This window comes from Providencia heimbachae ATCC 35613 (assembly GCF_001655055.1).
Taxonomy (GTDB): Bacteria; Pseudomonadota; Gammaproteobacteria; order Enterobacterales; family Enterobacteriaceae; genus Providencia; species Providencia heimbachae.
Genome location: NZ_LXEW01000030.1, coordinates 22,041 through 34,573, shown reverse-complemented (window position 1 = coordinate 34,573; position 12,533 = coordinate 22,041). Strand labels below are relative to the sequence as shown.

At 43.2% G+C, this 12,533-nt stretch carries 8 protein-coding genes; 4 read left to right on the top strand and 4 right to left on the bottom strand.

The window, feature by feature from the left end; all coding sequences use genetic code 11:
* Positions 1 to 110: 110 nt before the first annotated feature.
* Both cytR and priA read right to left on the bottom strand, forming a co-directional pair.
* Positions 111 to 1,139 carry a DNA-binding transcriptional regulator CytR gene (gene cytR / locus M998_RS09985; protein WP_068908657.1) on the bottom strand — a complete coding sequence of 343 codons (1,029 nt, stop codon included), beginning with the start codon at positions 1,137 to 1,139 and terminating at the stop codon, positions 111 to 113.
* Positions 1,140 to 1,401: 262 nt separating this feature from the next.
* Complete coding sequence (gene priA / locus M998_RS09980) at positions 1,402 to 3,600, bottom strand: primosomal protein N' (RefSeq protein WP_068908655.1); 2,199 nt, start codon at positions 3,598 to 3,600, stop codon at positions 1,402 to 1,404.
* A 236-nt stretch (positions 3,601 to 3,836) separates the two neighbouring features.
* Between priA and rpmE the strand changes: the two genes are divergently transcribed.
* On the top strand, positions 3,837 to 4,052 hold the full coding sequence (gene rpmE / locus M998_RS09975; protein WP_068438214.1) for a 50S ribosomal protein L31: 216 nt from the start codon (positions 3,837 to 3,839) through the stop codon (positions 4,050 to 4,052).
* A gap of 147 nt (positions 4,053 to 4,199) precedes the next feature.
* On the opposite strand, the gene M998_RS09970 is transcribed toward rpmE, so the two are convergent.
* Together M998_RS09970 and metJ are read right to left on the bottom strand one after the other, a co-directional pair.
* Entirely contained in the window at positions 4,200 to 4,943 is a 744-nt protein-coding gene (locus M998_RS09970) for a hypothetical protein (RefSeq protein ID WP_068438216.1), read from the bottom strand.
* Between the two features lie 262 nt (positions 4,944 to 5,205).
* Positions 5,206 to 5,523 carry a met regulon transcriptional regulator MetJ gene (gene metJ / locus M998_RS09965; protein ID WP_068438218.1) on the bottom strand — a complete coding sequence of 106 codons (318 nt, stop codon included), beginning with the start codon at positions 5,521 to 5,523 and terminating at the stop codon, positions 5,206 to 5,208.
* Positions 5,524 to 5,837: 314 nt separating this feature from the next.
* On the opposite strand from metJ, the gene metB reads away from it, so the two are divergent.
* The 3 genes from metB to ppc all read left to right on the top strand — a co-directional run bounded on the left by metB (position 5,838) and on the right by ppc (position 12,506).
* Positions 5,838 to 6,998, top strand: a complete 1,161-nt coding sequence (metB, locus tag M998_RS09960; RefSeq protein ID WP_068908653.1) for a cystathionine gamma-synthase — start codon at positions 5,838 to 5,840, stop codon at positions 6,996 to 6,998.
* Between the two features lie 13 nt (positions 6,999 to 7,011).
* Positions 7,012 to 9,456: a bifunctional aspartate kinase/homoserine dehydrogenase II gene (locus tag M998_RS09955; protein WP_068438223.1), complete on the top strand. Its 2,445-nt coding sequence runs from the start codon at positions 7,012 to 7,014 to the stop codon at positions 9,454 to 9,456.
* A gap of 410 nt (positions 9,457 to 9,866) precedes the next feature.
* A complete protein-coding gene (gene ppc, locus M998_RS09950) occupies positions 9,867 to 12,506 on the top strand; it encodes a phosphoenolpyruvate carboxylase (protein ID WP_068438226.1) in 2,640 nt (879 codons plus the stop codon).
* The last annotated feature ends 27 nt before the right edge of the window (positions 12,507 to 12,533 follow it).

The window sequence follows — 12,533 nt, the reverse complement described above, 5'->3', positions numbered from 1 at the left end:
GGTTTCACATGTTACTTAACCTGAACGATTTTGCCTAGGGCTGTTGACCGATAAGGGTCAATTTTTGTTCAAAGCAAAAGCCCGTTAGACAGGTTAAGCGGCTTGTAACCCTAGCTTTTAGGCGCTTTTGTGCTCTCTCTGATGATTAAATCAGAATCAAGGAGACGTGAACCTGGCGTGACATTATTTCCTTGAATTTGTTCAAGTAGCAATTGCATTGCGTGATGACCAATTTCTGCACGAGGTTGATCAATTGTTGTCAGTGCCGGTATGGTATATTTAGCTTGCTCTAAGTTATCGAAGCCAACAAAAGAAAGGTCGTCAGGTAGCGTTAAGCCCATCTTTTTCGCCTGCCACATCGCACCGATTGCCATAATGTCACTGTGGCAAAAAATTGCAGTTGGGGGCTCAGGAAGTGCTAACAGTGATTTTAGTGCTTCAGCACCGCCTTCATGAGTGAAATCACCTCTTACAATATAACTTTCACGTAACCTTTCGCCTGTTCTTAACATGGCTTTTTTATAACCTTCTAAGCGGTATTGACTGAGAGGCATATAATCAGGGCCAGCAATACAGGCAATGCGCTTATGACCTTGTTTTTGCAGGTAATGAGTTGCATTAAATGCCGCGGTTAAGTTATCGATATGCACGGTTGGCAGTTTTAGCTCTGGTGCGAATTCATTGGCCATCACGATAGGTGGCAGATTTTTCTGTTCTTCGGTTGAAATATCAAAGGGAATATTTGACCCTAATAGCACCATGCCATCAATTTGTTTGGTAATGATCAGATTAATAAACGCATTTTCTTGTTTTTGTTGATGTTTACAGTCACCGATCAAAACGAAATAGCCTTCTTGTGCGGCGATCTCTTCAATACCACAGATCACATCACTAAAGAAAGGATCTCGAATATTTGGCACGATCACGAGAATCGTTTTTGATTCATTACGTTTGTAGCTTCTCGAAAGGTTATGAGGGTAGTAACCGACATCCATGACGGCTTGTTCGACCTTTTGGCGAGTTTGTAGCGAAACTTTCTCAGGGTTCATTAATGTTCTGGAGACCGTTGCTGTCGATACGCCCGCCGCACTTGCAACGTCTTTCATCGTTGCAGTGTTATTGTGTTTTTGATTTTCCACAACGCCTTCCTTAGGGTTATTTAATCGTTTGCTTTTTTTGAATGGCGCGAACACGTCATTATTTCTGATTAGAAGTCATTCTAATCCGTTTCACAACAATATCTGTTACCTAGTTTGCATAAAAACTGTGACTTGCGTCATTTTTTAGAGCTGGTTCGCAAATTTTGAAAATAATTGAGGTGTAAAAACTTAAGCCAAATCTTTACTGAGCGAAAATTAGCCAAATATATTGTGCTTTCTATTTAAGGCAAAATAATTTGATTTAACCATCAGTTGGGTCAACATCAATATTCCATTTTACTTTGCGACTTTCAGGCTGCTTGAGTAACTCAGGTAAAAGTTGAGCTGTAAATTGTTGAAGATAGGCACGGGAAGGGTGCTGTAGTAATAGCTGCCAGCGAAAGCGTCCACCGCGTTTAGCTTGAATAGATGGCATTGGACCTAAGATCCATAGCCGTGCATCGCTTTGGGGATGTTGGGACACATACTGCCTTACGTTTTGTAAAAACTGCCGTGAATCGTGATTATTATGGTCTTCCGAACGAATTAAAATATGGCTGGTGTATGGGGGCAGCATGGCAATGCGTCGTTCTTCCATTGCTTCTTGGGAAAACGCGTTGTAACCACTTTCTAATAAGGTGAGCAACAAAGGGTGCTCGGGATGATGAGTTTGTAGAAATACCTCTCCCTGTTTACCTGCTCGCCCAGCACGGCCTGAAACTTGAACATAAAGTTGAGCAAAACGTTCTGCTGCCCTGAAATCACTCGAAAATAGCGCCCCATCGACATCTAACAATGCCACCAAAGTCACATCAGGAAAGTGATGCCCTTTGGCTAGCATTTGCGTACCAATTAAGATACGCGCACCGCCAGCATGGATTTCATTTAAATGTTGTTCAAGCTCCCCTTTTCGGCTGGTGGTATCACGGTCAATACGGGTTACAGGTGTATCAGGAAATAATTCAGAGATGCCTTCTTCGAGCTGTTCTGTTCCCATCCCAACCGGGACAAGGTTGCTTGAGCCACATTGTGGACATTGGTGCGGAACAGGGCGCTGGCTATCACAGTGATGGCAGCGTAGTTGGCGAAAGTTTTGGTGAAGGGTGTAATAGTGGTCGCAACGTTGGCATTCTGCAATCCATCCACATTCATGACAAATTAAGGCGGGAGAATAGCCACGGCGATTTAAAAACAAGATAACTTGGTTATTTTTTGCCAAATGTTCTTTAATATGATTGATAAGCAGGTGAGATAAACCATGCTTAAGCGGTTGTCCTTTTAAATCAATCAAATGCTGTGTTGCAGGGCGTGCATTACCCGCTCGGATAGTCAGCTCTAATTGGCGATATTTGCCCTGTTGTACGTTACACAGAGTCTCTAAAGACGGTGTTGCTGTCCCCATAACAATCGGAATGTTTTCTTTTTTCGCGCGAAAAACGGCGAGGTCACGCGCGTGATAGCGCCAGCCATCTTGTTGCTTGTAAGAGCTATCATGCTCTTCATCGATAATAATAATGCCTAAGCGTGCAAATGGCGTGAAGAGTGCAGAACGGGTACCAATGATAATCGCGTTAGCGCCTTGTTTAGCACGTAACCAAACTGCGAGGCGTTCGCTATCATTGAGTCCTGAGTGCAGTACATCCACCGGGGCATTAAACCGCTCACGAAAACGGTTAATTGTTTGTGGCGTTAAGCCAATCTCAGGCACTAAAACAAGGGCTTGTTTTCCTTGAGCAAGTACATTTTCTAATACACTGAGATAGATTTCTGTTTTTCCGGAGCCTGTGATCCCTGCGAGTAACCAAGGTGAAAATTGGTCATCTTGTGCTCGGATAGCCCCAACAGCAGTCGCTTGCTCGCTGTTTAAACGCAGGCGTTCACCACAAACCGTAAACGTAGGTTGCCATTTTTCGGTTATTGGTTGGATTGGATGTAGTTCTGCGTACATTTTTTTCTTTAATGCTTGTAGTGCGCTTTCACTGATTTCCAATTCACTAATTTGATGGCGATAAATAGGATGACGACGTAGTAACGCGAGGGCTTGTTGTTGTTTTGGCGAACGTTTAAGTTCATTAATATCAACAGATAACCCCTCGGGTGTGACTTGCCATTGCCAAATTGGCGTGAATTCAGCGGCTTTACCTTGGCGAAGTAATGTTGGCATCGCATGAAATAACACTTCACCAAGGGGGTAGTGATAGTATTGGGATGACCAGAGCAATAGTTGCCACAGGTCATCAGGGAATAGCGTTTGTGAGTCGAGCACTTGTTCGATGGATTTTAATTGATCCTCTGAAAATTCACTTTTATCGCTATGATTTACCACCACTCCAAGGGCTTGGCGTTTACCAAAGGGCACCATTACGCGGCTACCAATCACGGGTAGTGGCATATTTTCGGGTAAGCGATAATCAAATGTGCGATTTAAAGGGACAGGTAAAGCCACCTGAACGACGATCATAACTGGATTTCCGTCTATTTTTTATGCGATGATAGAACAATAATTTTAATAGAATAACACAAAAACCACATAGTTTTCATTGCGTGGTAAACAGAATTTCTGTATGATCCGCCGCCTTTGGTATCGTTAATTTTTTAAAATATTAATTATTGCCAATACATTAAATTCAATCAACACGACGTGTGGTGTCCGGCGTTAGGGCTGGAATGGCGACACGGCCTTAAAGAGGTTTTCCCATGAAAAAAGGTATTCACCCTAAATACGAAGAAATTACTGCAACTTGTTCATGCGGTAATGTAATGAAAGTTAATTCAACTGCTGGTCATTCACTGAACCTGGACGTTTGTGGTAATTGCCACCCGTTCTATACAGGTAAACAACGTGACGTGGCTTCTGGTGGTCGTGTTGATCGCTTCAACCAGCGTTTCAGCATCCCAGGCGCTAAAAAATAATTTAGCCCATAAAGGGGGGAAGTATAAACTCCCTTCTTTTGATGCATTGAATGAGATAGCGCAAGCTAACCAAGTTCAAAAAATGCTGTTGAAAAAAAACCTGCTCATTTTTGTGAGCAGGTTTTTTTATGGCTTAAATTTTATCATCTAGCGCTTACGACATGGCGCCGGAGCATAACCATTATCTCCCGGGAATGGGTTTGCTTCACACTCGGGCAATTCTTCTTTTACTTCAAATATTGCTACGCCAATGACGCCTATATTGCGTTCATCACCCTGCACGTTTTGGTTAACGTATGATTCTTCCGGTGCAGCAAAACGGAAAGCAGCGACTTGGCTACTATTTTTACGGAAACCCTCGATCGTGAGCTTACTATTTGGGCGTACTAGGTATCCGCTATTTTGATATGACCCCGCTCGGCCATTCAATACATCAATGCCATCAACGGTTGTTACGACTTCATAGGTTCGGTTTTTATCGATATTTTCTATCAGCAATTGATAACGTTGACCTTCTTGAGCCGGCAGAATATATCGCCCCTGATTATTGCGATACATCGGTAAAGTTCGTCCATTATCGTCCATTACTTTAACTTCAATAGGGGATAATGAAACGGTAGAGAGTTTATTAACATGGTTAGGGATGCGTTCACCACGATAATAGATGGCAGTGGTGCCATAAGGTGAGCTTGTTAACCGTGTTGCGGGGACGGTTTCCACTGAAGAGTTAACATCTTCCCCCCATTTGGTGCCAAGCTTTTTTGCCGATGAAGAGGATTCGGAAATTTCTTTTGAGAGATCTTGGGAGTGTCTTGGGTACGATGTACAGCCAGCCGTTACGAGCAAAGTGCCACCGAGCAGGCCAATTAGCGCCTTACTGTATTTATTCATCGCATAATCCTTCATTGTTTTTATTGTTGAGTGTCGTTATCAATTTATGTCACTCAGTGTAGATAAATGCGGAAGATAAAACTTGAGGGCAATTCTGAAAGAGAAACAAATAAGAGTAATCTATTAATGAGGTAATGATGTTTTTACTCAAGGGATTAATAAGTACAAAAAGGGTCGACATCACTTTACCGGCGCGATCGAGAGATATTGGCAAGTAAAGTGAGGTTCAATAATTTGGCAGGCTAAAAAGTCATCAAAACGGTTAGTATTCCCAAGTTTCTGGGTCAATACCTAATTCTCGCATGATTTCTTTTGCTGCTTCCGGAATTTCATCACTGCGTTCTTTACGCAGGTCTTCATCGTTCGGCAGCGGTTGTCCGGTAAACGCATGCAAAAAAGCTTCACACAGTAATTCACTGTTAGTGGCATGACGTAAGTTATTAATCTGACGGCGAGTGCGCTCATCGGTTAAGATTTTCAGTACCTTTAGAGGAATCGATACTGTAATTTTCTTTACTTGCTCACTTTTTTTGCCATGTTCAGCATACGGACTGACATATTCACCGTTCCATTCAGCCATGAGTTACCTTGGATATTTTCATTAGGGATAAAAATAATATGCACTTTACTTTTTAGCGTCGCTTAATATAAAACACTAATCAGTAAAATTTGCATATAAGCTAGAATTAACTTTGCTCATTTTAGCACAACTTTTCTTGTGAAATGAATGAGCTAGATTTTTTTGTATCATTGATAGCCAATGAACACATAATTATTAGGGATGATTATTCCATTAGTTGATATAAACGTAAAGAGGTTTAGACGTCTAGATATATTGACGTCCGGAACTCCAGTGGGTATGATTTGAGCTATTGTCTATCAGGAGAAGTGTTTATGGCCCACAAACCGTCAACTATCGCAATTCATAATGGATTAAATGAAGACCAACAATTTGGCTGTGTTGTTCCGCCCATTTACTTATCCAGTACCTATAACTTTACTGATTTTAATGAGCCTCGAGTACATGATTACTCACGTCGAGGAAATCCTGGGCGCGATATTGTGCAAAAAACCCTTGCACAACTTGAAGGTGGTAGTGGGGCGGTGATGACAAATAGCGGCATGTCGGCTATCCATCTTCTGTGCACGGTTTTTTTACAACCGGGGGATTTGCTGGTTGCTCCACATGATTGCTATGGCGGGAGTTATCGACTATTCAATAGTCAAAGCCAAAAAGGGGCTTATCAGGTTCAATTTGTTGATCAAAGTAATGAAACTGAATTAAAAGCGGCGCTGAGTAAAAAACCTAAATTAGTTTTAATTGAAACACCAAGTAACCCGCTATTGCGAATTTTTGATATTCAGCATATTGCACAACTTGCTCATGATGTGGGGGCACTGGTTGTGGTTGATAACACGTTCCTGAGCCCTATATTGCAACAGCCGTTAGCGCTTGGTGCTGATTTTGTTGTGCATTCCTGTACAAAATATCTGAATGGTCATTCAGATATTATTGCAGGTGCAGTGATTGCAAAAGAGGATAAATGGGCAATAGAATTAGCCTGGTGGGCGAATAATATTGGCGTAACAGGTGGTGGGTTTGATAGTTACTTGTTATTAAGAGGAATAAGAACGCTGTCTCCTCGTATCAAACAACAGCAAGCAAATGCCCACGAAATCGTAAAATATCTTAAAGCTCAGCCTTTAGTGAAAAAATTGTATTATCCTGCATTGAAAGATCATCCCGGTCATGAAATTGCAGTGAGGCAACAAAAAGGGTTTGGGGCGATGTTAAGTTTTGAATTTGAGGGTGACGAACAACAAATACGTCGCTTTTTAAATGCGCTAACATTGTTCACCTTAGCGGAATCTCTTGGTGGTGTTGAAACATTGATATCGCACACAGCGACAATGACGCATGCGGGAATGTCCGCGGAAGCACGTGCAGAGGCAGGTATTACCGATAGTTTACTTCGTATCTCAGTCGGAATTGAAGATCCCGAGGATTTAATTGCAGATTTGAGTCATGCATTTAAGGTAGCAGCACAACGTTAGCGGAGTTTTTTTGATGAGTGTACTAACAGCGGTTGAGGTAGCACCACCTTGCTACCGACAGTTACATAAGTTTGGGGGAAGTAGTTTAGCTGATGCAAAGTGTTATCAGCGAGTTGCAGCAATCATGGCTAACTACAGTCAACCCGGCGATTTAATGGTGGTTTCCGCTGCGGGTAGCACCACAAATCAGCTGATTAGCTGGCTAAAACTGAGCCAAAGTGATCGTATATCCGCACATCAGGTTCAGCAATCTTTACGCCGCTATCAGCAAGAGCTCATTAGCGATTTACTGCCTGAAAATAAAGCGGATGAGCTCAAACGGCTATTTGTTGAAGATTTAGAACGGCTAAGTGTGCTACTGGATAAGCCCATTAATGATGCCTCCTATGCAGAAGTCGTTGGGCACGGTGAAATCTGGTCGGCACGTTTGATGTCTGCCGTATTAGAACAGGTTGATATGCCCAGTTCGTGGTTAGATGCGCGAACTTTTTTGCGTGCAGAAAGGGCCGCTCAACCTCAGGTTGATGAATCACAATCAAGGCCGTTACTGAAGCAATTATTAGTCCAATACCCAAATCGCCGTTTAGTTGTGACCGGCTTTATCTCCCGCAATCAGCAAGGGGAAACGGTGTTATTAGGGCGTAACGGCAGTGACTACTCCGCCACACAAGTGGGTGCGTTAGCGGATGTCAGTAAAGTGACTATTTGGAGTGATGTTGCTGGGGTATACAGCGCAGATCCTCGAAAAGTGAAAGACGCATGTTTGTTACCCCTATTACGACTCGATGAAGCTAGCGAGCTGGCTCGTTTGGCCGCGCCAGTACTACATACTCGAACCCTACAACCGGTTTCGGTGAGTAATATCGATCTACAACTCAGATGCAGTTATCAGCCAGAGCAAGGCTCAACCAAAATTGAACGAGTTTTAGCATCAGGGGCTGGGGCGAAAATTGTGACCAGCCATGATGATGTGTGCCTGATTGAGCTACGGATTGCGGCAGGGCGCGACTTTAATCAATTATGCAAAGATATTGATTTATTATTGAAACGAGTGCAATTACGCCCGCTAGCACGGGGGATTCATCATGACAGGTCAATTCTTCAGCTATGCTATACCTCGGAAATTGTTGAAAGTGCTTTAAATGTGCTTGAAGAAGCGGCATTGCCGGGAACGCTTTCTCTACGTGAGGGTTTTTCTCTTGTGGCTTTAGTTGGGGCGGGTGTGTGTAAAAAACCGCTGCATAGTCATCGATTCTATGAAGAATTAAAAGGACAACCTGTTGAATTTATTTGGCATTCAGAAGATAGCATCAGTTTGGTTGCGGTATTACGCACTAACCAAACTGAGCATATTATTCAAGGAATGCATCAAAGCCTATTTCGTGCAGAAAAACGCATAGGTTTAGTGTTGTTTGGTAAGGGTAATATCGGCGCGCGTTGGTTAGAATTATTCGCCGCCGAGCAACACAATATCTCTGCCCGCAGTGATTTTGATTTTGTGCTGGCAGGCGTTGTCGATAGTCGTCGTAGTTTGCTGAATTATCAAGGTATTGACCCGAGCCGTGCTTTAGCTTTCTTTGATGATGAAGCGATTGAACACGAAGATGATAATCTATTTCTGTGGATGCGAGCACACCCCTATGACGATTTGATTGTGCTTGATGTCACCGCCAGTGAAGCTTTAGCGGATCTTTATGTCGATTTTGCTAGCTATGGCTTCCATGTTATTAGTGCCAATAAAATTGCGGGTGCAGCGCAAACACAGCAGTATCGCCAAATTCGTGATGCATTTGCAAAAACAGGGCGTCATTGGTTATACAATGCCACTGTTGGTGCAGGGTTACCGATTAACTATGCTGTCCGTGATTTGAAAGAAAGTGGTGATTCAATATTGTCTATTAGCGGTATTTTTTCGGGCACATTATCGTGGTTATTTTTACAGTTTGACGGTTCAGTACCCTTTAGCGATTTAGTTGAGCAGGCATGGCAACAAGGGCTAACAGAGCCTGATCCGCGTATTGATTTATCAGGCCAAGACGTCATGCGTAAGTTAATTATTTTAGCGCGTGAAGCGGGTTATGATATCGAACCCGATGATGTGCGTGTGGAATCACTCGTTCCTACGCTGGCCAGTACCGGTTCTCTGGATTCATTTTTTGAAAACAGCGCGGTAATCAATGAACAAATGCAACAACGTTTGGAAGCCGCTCAAGAAATGGGGCTAGTCTTGCGTTATGTGGCCCGTTTTGATGCCGTAAAACGTAAAGCTAAAGTGGGCGTTGAAGCCGTGAAGCCAGAGCATCCATTAGCTTCATTATTGCCGGGAGACAATGTGTTTGCGATTGAAAGCCGCTGGTATCGAGATAACCCATTAGTGATCCGTGGTCCGGGGGCTGGGCGCGATGTGACTGCGGGTGCTATTCAGTCAGACTTAAACCGCCTTTCTCAACTGCTATAATCACTTTCCCTGTGCATTGGTATTGATATTTTGAATATTGTTAACAATGCACAGCTTCCATTTTTTGCAGAACATCCTATTTTTCTATCTTTTTATTCTGACAATTCAATTCTTAAGCAATATTCATGTCTTTAAAGTGCTGAATCGACGATATATTGCGCTGAAACAATACTTAAATAAGAAAAATTAATAAAAATAGGGCTGTAATTAAATTTCATAAAAATCCCCCAAAGCGCTTTTTTTCTGATATGAATAGAGTGTTAAGGGTAAATTTAGCGGCCTGCATCACAAAAATATAATACTCGCATCAGTCAGCTGAAATTTTGTTACAGGAAAAATAGGTTGCAGTTTGTTAACCGTGAAATAGACGCGGGATAGCGCTCTGCTCGAAGCACAAGGTCAGGAGTCCCATGAATCAGCAATATTCCGCAATGCGCAGTAATGTCAGTATGCTGGGTAAACTACTCGGCGATACCATCAAGGAAGCTTTAGGCGAGGACATACTCGATAAAGTCGAATCAATCCGTAAATTGTCTAAGTCATCCCGTGCAGGTAATGAAGCCCAACGACAAAAGCTGCTGGTTACTTTGCAGAATCTCTCAAATGATGAGTTATTACCGGTGGCAAGGGCATTTAATCAGTTTTTGAATCTGACTAACGTCGCTGAGCAATATCATAGTATTTCCCCCCATGGTGAAGCGGCAAGTAATCCTGTTGGTTTAAAAAACCTCTTTAATCGTTTAAAAGATAAAAATTTTACCGACACGGATATTCATAAAGCGGTTGAACAGCTGTCTATTGAATTAGTTTTGACTGCACATCCAACAGAAATTGCACGTCGTACTCTGATCCATAAACTGGTTGAAGTGAATACCTGTTTAGCACAACTCGATCATGATGATATTGCGGACTATGAACGCAATAATATTATGCGTCGTCTGCGCCAATTAGTGGCTCAGTCATGGCACACTGATGAAATTCGTAAAATTCGCCCAACGCCAATTGATGAAGCTAAATGGGGTTTTGCTGTTGTTGAAAATTCATTATGGGAAGGGGTTCCTGCTTTCTTACGTGAATTCAACGAACAGCTGGAAGAATCTGTGGGTGCGGTATTACCTGTAGAAGCAAACCCCATTCGATTTACATCGTGGATGGGGGGCGACCGTGATGGTAACCCAAATGTGACCGCAGATGTCACGCGCCATGTCTTGCTGCTTAGCCGTTGGAAGGCCGCAGACCTATTCCTGAAGGATATTCAGGTTCTGGTCTCCGAGTTATCAATGACAGAAGCGACCCCAGAATTACGTGCATTAGCAGGCGGCGATGATGTTGATGAGCCTTATCGTCAGATTGCTAAAAATCTACGCAGCCAATTGTACTCAACACTCGAATATTTAGAACGTCGCGTAAAAGGTGAGCAAGTTCTGCCGCCTGCTGATTTACTCACGGATAACGCACAGTTGTGGGATCCATTATATGCCTGCTATCAATCATTGCTCGCATGTAATATGAAGATCATCGCCAATGGACAACTGCTTGATACTTTGCGTCGTATACGTAGCTTTGGCTTACAGCTGGTGCGCATTGATGTGCGACAGGAGAGCACTCGTCATACCGACGCGATTGCTGAATTAACCCAGTATTTAGGTCTCGGTGATTACGCGCAGTGGTCAGAAGAGGAAAAGCAGCAATTTTTGCTGGCGGAACTTCAATCTTTACGTCCATTAATTCCACAAGATTGGCAACCAAGCCCAGAAACACAAGAAGTTTTCGAAACGTGTCGTGTGATTGCAAAAGCTAAAAATGATTCGGTCGCCGCTTATGTGATTTCAATGGCAAAAGTGCCATCAGATGTTTTAGCCGTGAAATTACTACTGAAAGAAAATGGTGCGTCAGTTCGTCTACCGGTGGCACCATTATTTGAAACACTTGAAGATTTAAATAATGCCGAAAGTGTGATGGAAAAACTGCTCAGTATTGAGTGGTATCGCGAATTGATTGATGATCGTCAAATGGTGATGATTGGCTACTCAGACTCAGCGAAAGATGCCGGTGTTATGGCAGCATCATGGGCGCAATATCGCGCACAAGATTCATTGATTAAACTGTGTGAGAAAGAAGGCGTTAAATTAACCTTATTCCATGGTCGTGGTGGTACGATTGGTCGTGGCGGCGCACCTGCGCATTCGGCATTATTGTCTCAACCGCCAGGGAGCCTGAAAGGGGGTCTGCGAGTCACCGAACAAGGGGAAATGATCCGCTTTAAATTTGGTTTGCCGCAAGTCACCATTAGCAGTCTTGCCATGTATGCGAGTGCTATTTTAGAAGCGAACTTATTACCACCGCCAGAGCCAAAAAATGAATGGAAATCCGTCATGGATTCGCTGTCTGATGTCTCTTGTGCCATGTATCGTGACTATGTGCGTGAGCAGCCTGATTTTGTGCCTTACTTCCGTTCGGCTACCCCTGAATTAGAATTAGGAAAATTACCATTAGGTTCACGTCCAGCTAAAAGACGTCCAACGGGTGGCGTAGAAACGTTACGTGCAATCCCTTGGATCTTTGCATGGACACAAAACCGTTTAATGTTACCCGCATGGCTAGGTGCTGGTGCAGCACTAAAACATGTTATTGAAAAAGAAGGTAAACAAGCGGTTCTAGATGAAATGTGGCAGCAATGGCCATTTTTCACTACACGTATTGCGATGCTAGAGATGGTGTATGCGAAAGCAGATTTATGGCTGGCGGAATACTATGACCATCGCTTAGTCGAAGAACGTTTGTGGCCGCTTGGGTTAAAATTACGAGATCAACTATCTGAAGATATTAAAAGTGTGTTGGCGGTCTCGAAAGATGAAGCCTTAATGGCAGATTTGCCTTGGATTGCAGAATCTATCGCATTACGTAATGTCTACACCGATCCCCTTAACGTACTGCAAGCAGAGCTACTACATCGCTCACGTCAACAAGCGCATCCAGATCCTCGGGTCGAGCAAGCGTTGATGGTGACAATCGCCGGTGTTGCTGCAGGTATGCGTAATACGGGCTAGCGATAAATTGACTCAAAAAGTAAGGCT

Coding starts and splice junctions, on each gene's coding strand:
- priA (WP_068908655.1), bottom strand. CDS start 3,600: ATGATCGTCGTTCAGGTGGCTTTACCTGTCCCTTTAAATCGCACATTT.
- rpmE (WP_068438214.1), top strand. CDS start 3,837: ATGAAAAAAGGTATTCACCCTAAATACGAAGAAATTACTGCAACTTGT.
- M998_RS09970 (WP_068438216.1), bottom strand. CDS start 4,943: ATGAATAAATACAGTAAGGCGCTAATTGGCCTGCTCGGTGGCACTTTG.
- metJ (WP_068438218.1), bottom strand. CDS start 5,523: ATGGCTGAATGGAACGGTGAATATGTCAGTCCGTATGCTGAACATGGC.
- metB (WP_068908653.1), top strand. CDS start 5,838: ATGGCCCACAAACCGTCAACTATCGCAATTCATAATGGATTAAATGAA.
- M998_RS09955 (WP_068438223.1), top strand. CDS start 7,012: ATGAGTGTACTAACAGCGGTTGAGGTAGCACCACCTTGCTACCGACAG.
- ppc (WP_068438226.1), top strand. CDS start 9,867: ATGAATCAGCAATATTCCGCAATGCGCAGTAATGTCAGTATGCTGGGT.